This is a genomic window from Acidovorax sp. Root267 (assembly GCF_001429215.1).
Lineage (GTDB): Bacteria > Pseudomonadota > Gammaproteobacteria > Burkholderiales > Burkholderiaceae_C > Acidovorax > Acidovorax radicis.
The window spans coordinates 723,695-736,871 of record NZ_LMJC01000012.1; the positions used below are offsets into that span (position 1 = coordinate 723,695).

Here is a 13,177-nt window from a genome sequence, read left to right on the forward strand (position 1 = left end):
AACAAATGCATACAAGGTCGGGAACAGGGAGGAGAGGCTGACAGCAAAGGCGACGTAGTTGCTACTAGCGCGGGGCGCATGCCTTCTGGATGAAGGCATGCGCCCGGTGAGAAGCGCCTTGCTGAGCTGCCCGAACACGGGGTCGAAGGCAACGACGACCTGCTCAGGGACCGCAGCTGCTACTGCGTTCCCGTGGGGCCCCGGCAGGTGCAGGCCGATCCAAAAATCGGGTTGCACCTGCCGGGGCCTGTTGAGCGAATGCTGTGGCGCTCAATTGCTCACAAATAAATAGCTTCTAACGCTTGTCCATTAAGCGCTAGAGGCTCATTTGAGCCAAATTTCAGCGGCATGGTGGCGCTGCATGATCAGCAAGCCGCCAGCGCTTGCCGCACTCACCCCGCACTGGGTTGCACCCGCCCTACCACGGCACCCTGGCGCCGCACCCGCCAGTACAGCCAGCCCATGATCGACAGGTTCAGCAGATTCCACCCCATGCCGTTGATGAACGCCGCGTGGTAGCTGCTCGTCACGTCAAAAATCCAGCCCGACATCCAGCCCCCCAGCGCCATGCCAATCAGCGTGGCCATGATCACCGCGCCCACCCGGGCGCCCGCCTCTTGCGGCGCGAAATACTCGCGGATGATGATGGCGTACGCAGGCACGATGCCGCCCTGGAACAGCCCGAACATCGCCGAGATCACATACAGCGGCACCAGCCCGTCAAACGGCAGAAAAAGCGCCAGCCCCACCCCCTGCAACGCCGACCCCAGCAGCAGCGTGCGCACACCGCCAATGCGGTCGCAGATCACGCCCGATACCAGGCGGCTCACAATGCCGCACGCCAGCATCAGTGACAGCATTTCGGCCCCCCGCGCGGCGCCAAAACCCAGGTCGGTGCAATAGGCCACGATGTGCACCTGCGGCATCGCCATGGCCACGCAGCACGCCACGCCCGCCACACACAGCAGCAGCTGCGCGTGCACCGGGCGCAAGCCAAACGGGCGGCTGCGGTCTACGGCTGAAGGAACCAAAGGAGCGGGTGCCGCAGTCGCCGTAGAAGAAACAGCAGCGCCCGCCGCAGCGCCCCCTGCCAAAGGTGACGATGCAGGCACCGCAGCCGCAGCCACATCCATCAACACCATCGGCGCCCGCTGCCGCATGCGCAGCGCCAACAGCAGCATGCCCGCGCCACACACCAGCCCCATCAGCACATAGGTGTGGCGCCAGCCAATGGCTTCGATGCCGTGCTGCACGATGGGCGGCCACAGCGCACCGGCAATGTAGTTGCCGCTGGCGCAAATAGCCACCGCAATGCCCCGCCGCTTGTTCCACCACAGCGCCGTGTCGGCCATCAACGGCGCAAACGTGGCCGAGCTGCCAATCAGCCCCATCAACCCATGCGCCAGCCCAAAGATCCAGATGCTGCCCGACAGCCCCGCCCACACAAAGCCGCCACACACCGCCACCGCCCCCACGCACAGCACCGGCATCAGCCCATGCCGGTCCGCCATCCGCCCCGTCCACAGCCCGCCCAGCCCCAGGCACACCATCATCAGCGTGTAGGGCAGCGATGCATCCGCGCGGCCTACGCCGAACTCGGCTTGCACGGCAGGCAGCACCACCGACACCACATACATGCTGCTGTTGCCCAGCACCACCAGCCCCAGGGTGGTCAGCAAGCGCCACGCGGCTTGGGGGGAGTCGATGAGGGAGGCCGGGGCGGCGACGTGTGCAGAAGCGGGAGTGGTACGCATGCTGTGCAATTTAACCCTGATCTGCGCCTGAATCCGCTCCTTCAACACATCCACATGGCCAATGATCCCGATCATCGTCCCGCTGGTATTCAGTGTCCATCGCGGTCAGTGCCACCTCCAGTGTGTTGTCATCCAGCGATCCAACACCCAAGCCTCACGGCGCCACACCCACGGGCTGAGGGAGCCTGCCCCGGGCACCTCTTCCATGGATACCAATTCAGCGGTGACCAGCGCTTGCAATAAATACATAGGCCCCAGGCACATTGAGCTAAACAAGGTGCACCTGGGGCCCTGAAAGTGCCTGGGCAGGCACCCTCTCAAATCTTGATGAACTGCGTGCTCGACAACGCACCAAACGGCAGCTCCGACAAACGCCCGCCCACCGCCAGCGTGCCCAGGTCCACCGGGAAGTAGCCAATGGCGTCCAGCATCTTGCGCACTTCGGCCTTGGCGGCGGCGTCGTCGCCCGCATAGAACATGGCGCGCTGGCCGCCCGAGACTTGGGGCTGGGCCAGCACGTTCACATCCAGGTGGTTGAACGCCTTGACCACGCGGGCGCCGGGTACGAATTCGCTGAACACTTCGCTGGACGAGCGCCCGCCTAGGTCGATGGCCTTGATGCCGTAGGCCGCCAGCGGGTTGGTGGGGTCTTGGGCGTCGGGCGAGTTGGGGTCCAGAAACGCCACGGGGTTGGTGCCGTCGATGACGATGCGCCCGTTCCACGCAGGCAGGCTGCCCAGCGCCTGGCCCAGGTCTTCCCAGCGCACGGCGATGAGCACGATGTCTGCGGCTGCAGCTTCTGCCACGGTGCCCGCCTTGATGGTGGGGCCCAGTTCGGCCACCAGAGCGGCCAATGATTCCGGACCGCGCCGGGTAGAGAGGGTGGCCGACAGTCCCTTGTTGGCCAATGCGCGGGCCACGTTGGAGCCGAGACCGCCAGAACCGATGATGCCGATGTTCATGATGTTTTCCTTGGATGAGTGAAGTGGGTTGAAAGAACGTGATGGGAAGTGAGTAGCGCTATGCCAGCCGCCCGGCCTGGCGCAGTTGTGTGGCAATGCGCCGGATTTCTGTGGCGCCCTGTGCCAGTGCGGCCGGGCTGGTGTGCACCGAGTAGCGGCCCATGACCAGGTCGTGGGGGTGCGGCACGGCAGACCCCAGCACAAAGCTGGTGGCCTGGGTGGCCACAAAGTCGATGCTCTGGCTGCTGGGCTCGAAGGCCACCAGATCGCCTGCAGCAATGGTTTCGCCTACAGTGAGTGCGCCGGTAGCTACCGCCGCCCACGCCACCGTGTGGCCCTGGGGCGGGGTGTAGGTCCAGCGTTCGCCCTGGGCCAGGCGCACCGACAGGTAGGTCATGCCGTCGGGCGCAGCCACGGGGCTGTGCGCTGGGCCGTAGGCGCCCATCAGCACGCGCACCGGGCCGACCTGGGGCACCAGCTCGGGGGCGAGGTACTGGCTGTGGGCGGGGGCGTTCTCCAGCGCGGCGGGCAGGGCCACCCACAGCTGAAAGCCGCGGCCCGGCGTGTCGCCCACGGGGGCGCCGGTGTGCCACACGCCGTTGCCAGCACGCATCCATTCCACGCCGCCCGCAGGCAGCAGGCCGGCTTGGCCGGTGCTGTCTTCGTAGCGCACATCGCCTTCCGACAAGAAAGTGACCGTGGCGATGCCCGAGTGGGGGTGCATGCCAAAGCCCTGCTGCGCTGCGCCAGGCTGAAAGTGCACCAGGTCCAAAAAGATGAAGGGCTTGAGCACCTGGCCCAGGTCCCCAGGGCTCATGAGGCGGGTGATGGGGCCGTGTGTGGTGCCACGGGTGCGGTGGGCGATGGCGCGGGGGGCGGTGGCGGGTGCAGACATACAGAGAACCTTGGAGGTGTTGAACTGATGCCTGTAGCTTAAAAATTCGTCGATTGATTGACTAGACAGCGCAATATGATTGCACTCGTCCATTAATCGAATGAATCAGTGAGTGAGGGCGCGCAACCATGCTGGATCTGAACGACGTGGCCATCTTTGTGCAGGTGGTGCGCTGCGGCAGCTTTGCAGAGGCCTCGCGCCGCCTGGGCGTGCCGCCCAACACCCTGAGCCGCCGGGTGCAGCAGCTTGAAGCGCAGTTGGGCACCCGGCTGATGCAGCGCTCGACCCGCCATCTCACGCTCACCGGCGCGGGCCAGGTGTTTCTGGAGCGCTGCAGCGGCGCAGTAGAGGGGCTGATGGACGCGGGCGAGGAGCTGCTGGCGGTGAACCAGGAGCCCAGTGGCCTGGTGCGGGTGGCGGCCCCGGCGGATTTTTTTGATTTCTTTGCGATGGAGTGGCTGACCGAGTTCCTGGTCACGCACCCCAAAGTGCGGGTGGACTTTGTGCTGAGTGATGGGCGCGCCGACCTGATTGCAGACCGGATTGATGTGGCCCTTCGGGGCGGCATCCTGGAGGACTCGGGCCTGTTTGCGCGCAAGGTGCTGGATGCGGGCAACGACGGCCTGGTGGCCAGTCCGGCCTACATCGCCCGCCAGGGTGTTCCGGCCACGCTGCAAGACCTGGCGGACCATGATTGCCTGGCGTTCAGCCACCCCAGCGGCAAGGCCACCTGGCGCGTGACGGGGCCGGAGGGCGCGCCGGCCGAGGTGCAGGTGGCTGGCCGCTTCAGCGGCAACACGGCGCAGGCCCTGCGCAAGGCCGCGCTGGCGGGTTTGGGGATTGCGTTGCTGCCCTCCACGCTGACGCACCGCGATCTGCGCGCGGGCCTGCTGGTGCCCGTGCTCCCGCAGTACCACCGGCAGGGGCACGGCGTGCACATGGTCTACCCCAGCCGGCGCTACCTGCCCCTGGCGGTGTCTGCGTTCATTGACCTCGTGATCCGCAAGATGGGCGCGATACAAGAACTGCCGCCGCAGGCCTGCGGCTGAGGCGGCATGAATTCACTTGAACCGTTCTCGCTGAGCCTGCTGAAGCGCTGCGCGAGGCTGCGACAGGCTCCGTCCGCGCACGCTCCTGCCCGCTATGCTCCCCTACCCACTAAACACGAACAAGACACACGGTGACCGCCATGCACGACATCATCTGCCCCCACTGCAACAAGGCGTTCAAGGTCGACGAAACCGGGTATGCCGACATCCTCAAGCAGGTGCGCGACGCGGATTTCAGCGCGCAGTTGCACGAGCGGCTGGAGCTGGCCGAGCAGGACAAGCGCAATGCGGTGGCGCTGGCGCAGGCCCAGGTGGCCAATGAGCTGCAGAAGTCGGCGGCCGCCAAGGACACCGAGATTCAAGCCCTGAAGGCCCAGCTGGGTGCGGGCGCGGTGGAGCGCGATCTGGCGGTGGCACAGGCCCTGAGCGCGGTGGAAAAGCAGCGCGATGCCATGGCGAATGAGCTGGAGCGCGCGCGGCAAGCGCAGCAAACAGCGGCCCAGCTGGCAGAAGCCCGGCTGGCGCAGGAGCTGCAAGGCGTGGCCGCCAGAAAGGACGCCGAGATCCAGCAGCTCAAGTCGCAACTGGAGGCGGGCGAGGTAGTGCGCAGGCTGGCAGTGTCCGAGGCGGTCACGGTGGTGGCCCGGGAGCGCGATGAATTCAAGAACGATCTGAACTTGGTGGTGATGAAACAGCAGCTGGAGGAGAACGCCATCAAGGAGCGGTACGCCTTGCAGTTGCGTGACCGCGACGGCGAGATTGCGCGGCTGCGGGACATGAAGGCGCGCCTGTCGACCAAGATGGTGGGCGAGACACTGGAGCAGCACTGCGAGACGGAGTTCAACCGCATCCGCGCCACGGCGTTTCCGCGCGCGTACTTTGAGAAGGACAACGACGCGCGCAGCGGCAGCAAGGGCGACTACATCTTTCGCGACCTGGATGAGTCGGGCAACGAGATCGTCTCGATCATGTTCGAGATGAAGAACGAGAACGACGAGACCGCCACCAAGAAGCGCAACGAAGACTTCTTGAAAGAGCTGGACAAGGACCGCAACGAAAAAGGCTGCGAATACGCGGTGCTGGTGTCGCTGCTGGAGCCCGAGAGCGAGCTGTACAACACCGGCATCGTGGACATGTTCTACCGCTACCCCAAGATGTACGTGGTGCGGCCACAGTTCTTCATCCCCATCATCACGCTGCTGCGCAACGCGTCGATGAAGTCGCTGCAGTACAAGTCAGAGCTGGCGCTGGTGAAAGCGCAGAACCTGGACATCACCAAGTTCGAGTCGCAGCTGGAGGAGTTCAAGGGCGCGTTTGGGCGCAACTGGCGCCTGGCGTCGGACGGGTTCGAGGAGGCCATCAAGCGCATTGACGAGGCGATCAAGGACCTGGAGAAAACCAAGGAAGCGCTGCACAAGTCGGCCAACAACCTGCGCCTGGCCAACGACAAGGCCGAAGATCTCACGATCAAGAAGCTCACACGCGGCAACCCGACGATGGCGGCCAAATTTGCGGACCTCAAGCAGCTGGGGATTTCGGATGGGGAATGAGGGGGAGGGCCGTGCGGTGCGCTAGAGGCAACTTTGTCTTGATAAGGCGCAGCTTGTTGCGGAGTCAGTCTCAACGGTACCCGCTGCCCCATGACTGCAGCCGCTGCTGCATCGCCACTGCTCCCCCCGGCTTCGGAACGGGTCCCTACACCCGCACCGAAGCCCCTGTCGCATAAAACTGCCCGCCGGCCACATAGTGCAGCGTGCGCAGGTCATCCGGCGCGGTGTCGAACTCCCAGTGTCCGTTGCGGAACACACGCTCGTCGGCCCAGGCGGCCACCACTTCGCCGATGAACAGGTCGTAGGTCTGCTGGTTGTGGGGCTCGGGGATCACGCGGCACAGCAGCCAGGCGGCGCAGCCTTGCACCAGCGGGGTGTCGGCGTGGCCGGGCGCGTGGAACAGCTGCACGCCATGTTGCTGCAGTTTGTCGGGGTGGGTCTTGGCGCTGTCGGTGCCAATCGCCACGGTCATCGCGGCCATGGCCACGGTGGGCAGCTGCAGCGCAAATTCGCCGCTGGCTTCCACCAGCTCGCGCGTGCGGGTGGCCTTGTCGAGCACCACCGTCACCTTGGGCGGTGAAAAGTCCAGCGCACAGGCCCAGGCGGCGGCCATCACGTTGTGCTGGCCTGCGTGCGCAGCCGACACCAGCACCGTGGGGCCGTGGTTGAGCAGGCGGTAGGCCTTGTCGAGCGGGACGGGGGTGAAATATGCGGGGGGTGTGGGCAGCGGCATGGCGGGCGGTGTGGGTAGCGGAGCAGTCGGCAGTAGATGCTCTGCATTTAATAGCTGATAGCGATGGATGGATAAGCGCTGGAGGCCAATTTTGCTTGAATTTTTGATGGCACGCCTGCTGGCTCCGACAGGCCGTTCGCCCCTGGATTCGCCAAAGGGCTGAAGGGCTGTTCGCAAGAAGCGCCCTGACTTCGACCGGCTCAGCCCAAACGGATAGCGACCTATGGGGCACGCGGCAGCGCAGTGTGGCGCGGCGAGGTGCGGAGGCCAAACGACCAAGGCCCGGCCCGGGCTACCTACCAGCAAGTAACATTCTTCCCGCCCACAACCCGCCCCACCGGGGCTTCAACGGAGACAAGAAATATGTTCAGTCATGTGATGGTCGGTGTGAACGACCTGGAGGTGTCGAAGAAGTTTTACGACGCGCTGCTTGGCACCATCGGTGTACCCCCGGGCGTTGCCAACAAGAACCGCTACTTCTACCGGGGCCCCACTGGCACGTTCTGCATCAGCACGCCCATCAATGGCGAGGCGGCCACTTTTGCCAATGGCGGCACCATCGGTTTTGCCATGCAGTCGCCCGAGCAGGCCGATGCGTTTCACGTGGCGGGCGTGGCCCACGGCGGCACCACCTGCGAAGACCCGCCGGGCTACCGTGAAGGCCCGTCGGGTCTGCTGTACCTGGCGTATCTGCGCGACCCGGATGGCAACAAGATTTGCGCGCTGCACCGCCCGCCCAAGCCCGCTGTGGCGTAGAGCGACTCACAAAACTCTTCTGGCGTCGTTGCTGCGTCTTGTCGTACTGGCCGTACTGCCTGCGACGCAGCGCCTAGCCAGAACCGCTTCGCTGAGTTTTGTGAGCCGCTCTTGGGCTCCGCCTCGTTCCCTTCTTTAAGCCGCCGTGTGGGCCTGTGGCCGACGCACGGCGCGCACCTTGCCGCTGCCGCCACCACCGCAGTAGAACAGCCCGGCCCCATCCGATTCGAGCCCGCTCACACCCACGCCTTGCGGCATATCGAGCTGCTGCAGCACGGCGCCGCTCGTGGGGTCGATGTGGCGCAGGGTGCTTTCGTCGCCTTCCCAGGTGCCGTGCCACAGCTCACCGTCCACCCAGGTCACGCCCGTGACGAAGCGGTTGGATTCGATGGTGCGGCGGATGGCACCCGTGGCGGGGTCGATCTGGTGGATCTTGCGGTCGCGGTACTGGCCCACCCACAGGCTGCCTTCGGCCCAGGTCAGACCTGAATCGTTGCCGCCGCCCGGCGCGGGAATCGTGGCCACCACCTGGCCCGTGGCGGGGTCGATCTTGTCGATGCGCGACTCGGCAATCTGGTAGAGGTGGGTTCCGTCAAACGCCGTGCCCGCGTCGCAGGTCACGTCCAGCGTGCGGGTGGTGGCGCCGCTGGTGGGGTCGAAACCCACCAGCTGTTCGCCCGTGGCAGCCCACACGCGCTGGCCGTCGTGGGTCACGCCGTGGATGGCGCTGGCGCCCGCAAAGGGGCCGTATTCGCGCACGACCTCGGCGGGTTGGCGCGAGGCAATCGGCACGTGTGTGCGAGACGGCGGGGTGTCGGCGATGTCGCTGCTGCAGGCAGTGTCGCGGGCGGGGGCGTTGGTGGCGGTGGTCATCTGTGGCTCCTGGTGGGGTGCCCGGTGCACGGCGGAGGGGGTGTGCGTTGGGCGGTGAAGTCACTTTATTGAATCGGCTGCACGGTGGGGAGTAACAAGATCGTCGTGAATCCCACCAGCGGCGCGGCCAGCCAGCGGCGGGCTCGCGCCTGGCCGATGGCGCGTACGCGGCCGCTGCCTTCCAGATCGACCAGCGCGCGCTGCACGGTGCGCTGGCTGTCGCCCAGGGCCAGCGCCAGGGCCGATGTGGACCAGGCCGCTCCGTCAGACAGCAAGGCCATGAGTGCGCCCTGCTCACCATCCACGGGCGGGGCCAGCACGGCCACATCGCGCCCGCCGTGGGGCTGCAGCACAAAGCCGCGTGGTGTGGCCTCCACCCCGGCCAGCGGTGCGATCAGGGCGCGCAGGCGGCCGATTTCCACCCGCAGCCGGGCGCGGTGGGTTTCATCGGGGTGGCGGGTGCGGAACACGTCGGCAATCAAGGCTTCGCGGTCCACGCTGCCCGGCCAGGCTGTGGCCAGCGCACGCACCAGTGCAAACAGCACGGGGCGGCGCGCCAGTGGGTGCCACACGTCGCCCGCGCGCACGCCATGGCGGCAGGCGTCCACCACCAGCGTGGGGGATGCCAGCAGCGCCGCCACGTCCTCCAGCTGCAGCATCTGCTCGGCGCCTTGGGCCAGGCGGCGGGCTGCTGGCTGGTGGAGCAGCCTGTGGGCGTGGGCCACCTCCGCCCCCAGGGCGGGCACGCCCGATTGGCCCGCCGCCTCGTGTGCGCGCTGCAGGGCCGCGCGTGCCGCGCCGATGTGCAGCGAACGCAGGGCCAGCTCTGCGGCGGCAAGTTCGGCCACTGCGGCCAGGGATGCGGGCAGGCGGGCTGCCGAGCCGGTGGCGCGGGCACTTGGCAGCGCGCTCTCCAGCGCAGCCGATGCTTCGTCCAGCCTGCCCAGCAAGATCAGCTTGCGCGCCGCCACCAGCCGCGCCTGCAGTGCGTTGGCCATATCACCGTGGGCCTGCAGGATGGCGGCGGCAGTCATCAGCGCGTGTGTTTGTCCGCCCAGGTCGCGCAGGGCCAGGGCCACCTCGGCCTCGGCCACGACACAACGCGCGCGGGCCACGGGCTCGTGCGCACCAAAGCCGCGTGCAGCGCGGCGCAGCAGTTCGCGGGCGCGTGGGTGCTCGCCCAGCTGGGCCATGGCAATGCCACGCAGGGCCAGGGCCGGTGGGTCGTCGCGCAGGGCCACCCGCTGCAGGGCGGCCAGGGCATCGCCTGCAGCCAGCGCGCGGGCTGCGGCGGAGATCAGCGAATCCATGGCCACAGACTACACCGACATCGGCCAGGGCCACCGGGTGGGCGATACTCCCCGCCATGAACAGGTGCCCGGCGCCCGCCCCTGCAGGGTGGCCCGTGGCGGAAGGACCCAGCAGTGAAACCAGTGAGCGGCAGCGCGGACGCAGCCATCTTTGACGAGGCGTACTACCAGCGCTTTTACTTCGACAAGAAGACCAGCGTGGTGGACCCGGCGCACACCGAGCGGCTGGGTGCGTTTGTGTGCAGCTACCTGCAGTACCTGCGCGTGCCCGTGCGGCGTGTGCTGGATGTGGGTTGCGGCATTGGCCTGTGGCGCGATGTGATCGCGCGGCAATTTCCGCAGGCGCAGTTCCACGGCGTGGAGTTCAGCGAATACCTGTGTGAGCGTTTTGGGTGGGAGCGTGGCTCGGTGGTGGACTACAAGGCCCGCACGCCGTATGACCTGGTGATCTGCCAGGGCGTGCTGCCCTACCTGAGCGAGGCCGACGTGCAAAAGGCCATGCGCAACCTGGCGCGCCTGAGCCGGGGCGCGCTGTACGTGGAGGCCGTGGCGCGAGAGGACTGGGAGCAGGACGTGGTGGACGAGCAGGTGACCGACCCACGCATGTTCCGCCACCCCGCGCAGCTGTACCGCCGCACGCTTGGCGAGGGCTTTACCGAGCTGGGGGGCGGCGTGTGGCTGAGCCCGCAGGCCGAACTGCCGCTGTTTGCGCTGGAACGTGCGGGCGGCCGGTGACGCAGCCCGTGGACCCCTCGGCGACTGGGGTGGCCACCCCCGCCACACCGCACGCTGTTTCGCGCCTGCGCACTGAGCGCCTGGCCCGCAGCGCCAAGCCCTTTCTGGCCCGGGGCGGTCCCAAGGGCGAGCGCTGCGCGGGCTGCCGCCTGGTGCCCAGCCACTGCATCTGCGCGCTGCGCCCCGTGCTGCCCACGCGCGCGGGCATCTGCCTGCTGATGGCCGACATCGAGCCGCTCAAGCCCAGCAACACCGGCTGGCTGATCGCCGACGTGGTGGCCGACACCCATGCCTTCGGCTGGGCGCGCACCGAGGTCCACCCCGGCCTGCTGGCGCTGCTGGCCGACCCGCAGTGGCAGCCGTATGTGGTGTTCCCCGGCGAGTTCGTGGCGCCCGAGCGGGTGGTCACACAGGTGGCGGTGCCCCGAGCCGGGGTCGAACCAGAACGATCGAAGCGCCCGCTGTTTGTGCTGCTCGACGCCACCTGGCCCGAGGCGCGCAAGATGTTCCGCAAAAGCCCTTACCTGGACCGCTTTCCGGTTCTGAGTCTGCAGCCGGAGCAGCTCTCGCGCTACCACCTGCGCCGCTCCACACGCACGGACCACTTCTGCACCTCCGAGGTGGGCGCGCTGTGCCTTGCGCTGGCGGGCGAGCTGCAGGCCGCGCAGACGCTGGAGGCGTATCTGGACGTGTTCACCCACCACTACCTGCAGGCGAAGCACCAGCTGCCGCCCGACTGGGCCGGCGAGGCACACCAGGCGCTGCGCAACGCATCCATAGGCGGGGCCGGGTAAGGCGCCCGCAGGGCTTGCATGACCTGTTGCGAAAAATGCATCGCGCCGTTAGCGCATGGTTACAGCTGCGGGGCCCGGCACGCTGCACAATCCGCGGCGCTCCAGCCGCCCATGGCGGCGCGGGCCACTTGCGAGGGAGGAGCAAGGGCCCGCATTTCTGGAGCCCATCTCTTTAAGGAACTATGAAAAAACACACGCTGGTGATCGCATCCCTGAGCCTTGTCGCCGCATCTTTGGCCCACGCGGGCAAGGCCGAGCGCGACTTTTTTGCCGCCGAGGTGACCCCGGCCCTGAAGGCTGCCGCCGGCACCCTCAAGCAGTCGTGCGGCTGCGATGTGAAGATGGATGTGAAGCAGGACAGCTTTCAGACCGTGGACCACCTGCGCCAGGTGCGCTACGCGGCCGGCACCATCGTCGACAACGCGCCGCGCTACTGCAACGATGCCCCTTCCAAGGCCGCAGTGTGCAAACTCAAGACGCTGGAATTTGCCCGCACGGGCACCACCGCTTTCAAGTTTGCCGCAGGCAAGGGTGCGATCACCCTGGACGAAAGCTCCTACCCCAGCTGGGACATGCTGGCCGCCGAGCTGGACAAATAAGAAGCCCCGTTCGGTCACCATGGCCCAGCCAACGCCCCGGCACCACTTCGCGTGGTGCGGGGCGTTCGTGCGTGTGGGCACCGCCAGGCGGCTGAACCGGCATGCGGCAGCCGCGAACGGATCGCCGTTCTAGCGTGGAGTGGCGCCCGCTGCCGCGCGGCTTTGCACGGCCTTGGCGATGCCGTCCGGCTCCAGATACGGGCTGCAGGACTGGTACAGCGCAAACTTCCTCTCTGCCGACGTCCCGACCAGCTCGGCCGACACCTCGGGTGCCGACTTCTTGAGCGCGTCCAGGTGGAAGTCGCCCTCGCCCGGGTGCAGCTCCACCGCTGCTTCCATCACCGCGGCCGCAGCGGCGCGCATGCCTTCCTGCCGTGGCTTTGCCACGCTGAGCGAAAGGCCGTTGAACACGTTGGCGCAGCGGATGAGGTCGGTGGCCACCGCCTTGCGTGCCTCGCTCTGCGCGGGCGTCCCCCTGCCGTACGTGCCGTCCAGGTAGGCCCACACGTCCAGGGGCGGGGTGCCGGGCGCGCAGGCGCCCTGGTAGGTGCCAGAAAAAGCATTCTTCATCACCTGCTGTCCCGCAGAGGTCTTCATGCCGCTGTCGATGATGAGCTGCTCGCCGTCGGCATGCACGGTGAACTGGTACAGGTGCGCTGCGGTGGCACCCGCGCTCGCGCCCGGGGCCTTGGCGATGCAACTGGCTTTCCAGGTCTCGTGGCCGGGCAAGGGGCGGGTGGACTCGCTGACCATGCAGTCCATCCCGCGTTGCTGCATGGACTGTTTCCAGGCGGTGGCTGTCAGGCTGGCCATGTGCTGCGAGGTCACACACACCGCCGCCGTGCCGCCGAGCGAGTCTGCATAGGCACCCTGGCGGAACCCGGCAGCCGCCGCAGGCTGCGCAGCCAGGGCGCACGAGACCAGCAGGCCCGCCAACGAAGCAGCGCGCAGGGCAGGGGCTGGGTGCGCAGTGGGAAAGGGCATGGGGGAAGTCTCCTGGGTTTTCGCGGCGCGAAGGCGGGCGATGGGTGTTTGGGGGGACGCAGCAGCGGTCCGTGAAGTGCGGCGGTCTGTACGGCAGGCGGATGGCCGTGTGAAAGGGGCCGGGCCCAGGTGCAACAGGCATCCACGGGCCGTGTCGGATTGTCGTTCAGAGCCTCGGCGGCC

Annotated in this window: 13 protein-coding genes; 6 read left to right on the top strand and 7 right to left on the bottom strand. The window is 67.1% G+C overall.

Annotated elements, in window-relative coordinates:
- Window positions 1-392: 392 nt before the first annotated feature.
- From ASE39_RS12765 to ASE39_RS12775, 3 genes are all read right to left on the bottom strand, one after another.
- Entirely contained in the window at window positions 393-1,754 is a 1,362-nt protein-coding gene (locus tag ASE39_RS12765; protein ID WP_057271479.1) for an MFS transporter, read from the bottom strand.
- A 317-nt stretch (window positions 1,755-2,071) separates the two neighbouring features.
- Complete coding sequence (locus tag ASE39_RS12770) at window positions 2,072-2,716, bottom strand: NAD(P)-binding domain-containing protein (protein ID WP_057271352.1); 645 nt, start codon at window positions 2,714-2,716, stop codon at window positions 2,072-2,074.
- Window positions 2,717-2,774: 58 nt separating this feature from the next.
- On the bottom strand, window positions 2,775-3,611 hold the full coding sequence (locus ASE39_RS12775; RefSeq protein WP_057271353.1) for a pirin family protein: 837 nt from the start codon (window positions 3,609-3,611) through the stop codon (window positions 2,775-2,777).
- Between the two features lie 128 nt (window positions 3,612-3,739).
- Here ASE39_RS12775 and ASE39_RS12780 point away from each other — a divergent pair, with 128 nt between their 5' ends.
- The gene (locus tag ASE39_RS12780; RefSeq protein ID WP_057271354.1) at window positions 3,740-4,660 is read left to right on the top strand and encodes a LysR family transcriptional regulator; all 921 of its coding nucleotides are present in this window, start codon (window positions 3,740-3,742) and stop codon (window positions 4,658-4,660) included.
- 140 nt (window positions 4,661-4,800) lie between these two features.
- Window positions 4,801-6,210: a DUF2130 domain-containing protein gene (locus tag ASE39_RS12785; RefSeq protein ID WP_057271480.1), complete on the top strand. Its 1,410-nt coding sequence runs from the start codon at window positions 4,801-4,803 to the stop codon at window positions 6,208-6,210.
- Window positions 6,211-6,355: 145 nt separating this feature from the next.
- On the opposite strand, the gene ASE39_RS12790 is transcribed toward ASE39_RS12785, so the two are convergent.
- Window positions 6,356-6,943, bottom strand: a complete 588-nt coding sequence (locus tag ASE39_RS12790; protein WP_057271355.1) for a flavin reductase family protein — start codon at window positions 6,941-6,943, stop codon at window positions 6,356-6,358.
- Between the two features lie 363 nt (window positions 6,944-7,306).
- On the opposite strand from ASE39_RS12790, the gene ASE39_RS12795 reads away from it, so the two are divergent.
- Window positions 7,307-7,699, top strand: coding sequence for a VOC family protein (locus ASE39_RS12795; protein ID WP_057271356.1), 393 nt, complete (start codon window positions 7,307-7,309; stop codon window positions 7,697-7,699).
- Window positions 7,700-7,834: 135 nt separating this feature from the next.
- On the opposite strand, the gene ASE39_RS12800 is transcribed toward ASE39_RS12795, so the two are convergent.
- Complete coding sequence (locus ASE39_RS12800) at window positions 7,835-8,572, bottom strand: hypothetical protein (RefSeq protein WP_140426760.1); 738 nt, start codon at window positions 8,570-8,572, stop codon at window positions 7,835-7,837.
- 65 nt (window positions 8,573-8,637) lie between these two features.
- On the bottom strand, window positions 8,638-9,882 hold the full coding sequence (locus ASE39_RS12805; RefSeq protein ID WP_057271357.1) for a hypothetical protein: 1,245 nt from the start codon (window positions 9,880-9,882) through the stop codon (window positions 8,638-8,640).
- Window positions 9,883-9,996: 114 nt separating this feature from the next.
- Here ASE39_RS12805 and ASE39_RS12810 point away from each other — a divergent pair, with 114 nt between their 5' ends.
- The 3 genes from ASE39_RS12810 (at window position 9,997) to ASE39_RS12820 (ending at window position 12,010) form a co-directional block, all read left to right on the top strand.
- Window positions 9,997-10,617 (top strand): class I SAM-dependent methyltransferase, encoded by a 621-nt coding sequence (locus ASE39_RS12810; protein ID WP_199864273.1) that lies wholly within the window; start codon window positions 9,997-9,999, stop codon window positions 10,615-10,617.
- On the top strand, window positions 10,614-11,411 hold the full coding sequence (locus tag ASE39_RS12815; protein ID WP_057271359.1) for a tRNA-uridine aminocarboxypropyltransferase: 798 nt from the start codon (window positions 10,614-10,616) through the stop codon (window positions 11,409-11,411). The genes ASE39_RS12810 and ASE39_RS12815 overlap by 4 nt, the downstream gene beginning before the upstream one ends.
- A gap of 182 nt (window positions 11,412-11,593) precedes the next feature.
- Entirely contained in the window at window positions 11,594-12,010 is a 417-nt protein-coding gene (locus ASE39_RS12820; protein WP_010464447.1) for a hypothetical protein, read from the top strand.
- A 129-nt stretch (window positions 12,011-12,139) separates the two neighbouring features.
- Here ASE39_RS12820 and ASE39_RS12825 read toward each other — a convergent pair whose 3' ends face one another.
- Window positions 12,140-12,994: a hypothetical protein gene (locus ASE39_RS12825; protein WP_057271360.1), complete on the bottom strand. Its 855-nt coding sequence runs from the start codon at window positions 12,992-12,994 to the stop codon at window positions 12,140-12,142.
- Window positions 12,995-13,177: the final 183 nt, after the last annotated feature.

What these genes read in the sequence shown, in the direction of transcription:
- ASE39_RS12765 (WP_057271479.1), bottom strand. Translation starts at nt 1,754, where the DNA reads ATGCGTACCACTCCCGCTTCTGCACACGTCGCCGCCCCGGCCTCCCTC.
- ASE39_RS12770 (WP_057271352.1), bottom strand. Translation starts at nt 2,716, where the DNA reads ATGAACATCGGCATCATCGGTTCTGGCGGTCTCGGCTCCAACGTGGCC.
- ASE39_RS12775 (WP_057271353.1), bottom strand. Translation starts at nt 3,611, where the DNA reads ATGTCTGCACCCGCCACCGCCCCCCGCGCCATCGCCCACCGCACCCGT.
- ASE39_RS12780 (WP_057271354.1), top strand. Translation starts at nt 3,740, where the DNA reads ATGCTGGATCTGAACGACGTGGCCATCTTTGTGCAGGTGGTGCGCTGC.
- ASE39_RS12785 (WP_057271480.1), top strand. Translation starts at nt 4,801, where the DNA reads ATGCACGACATCATCTGCCCCCACTGCAACAAGGCGTTCAAGGTCGAC.
- ASE39_RS12790 (WP_057271355.1), bottom strand. Translation starts at nt 6,943, where the DNA reads ATGCCGCTGCCCACACCCCCCGCATATTTCACCCCCGTCCCGCTCGAC.
- ASE39_RS12795 (WP_057271356.1), top strand. Translation starts at nt 7,307, where the DNA reads ATGTTCAGTCATGTGATGGTCGGTGTGAACGACCTGGAGGTGTCGAAG.
- ASE39_RS12800 (WP_140426760.1), bottom strand. Translation starts at nt 8,572, where the DNA reads ATGACCACCGCCACCAACGCCCCCGCCCGCGACACTGCCTGCAGCAGC.
- ASE39_RS12805 (WP_057271357.1), bottom strand. Translation starts at nt 9,882, where the DNA reads ATGGATTCGCTGATCTCCGCCGCAGCCCGCGCGCTGGCTGCAGGCGAT.
- ASE39_RS12820 (WP_010464447.1), top strand. Translation starts at nt 11,594, where the DNA reads ATGAAAAAACACACGCTGGTGATCGCATCCCTGAGCCTTGTCGCCGCA.
- ASE39_RS12825 (WP_057271360.1), bottom strand. Translation starts at nt 12,994, where the DNA reads ATGCCCTTTCCCACTGCGCACCCAGCCCCTGCCCTGCGCGCTGCTTCG.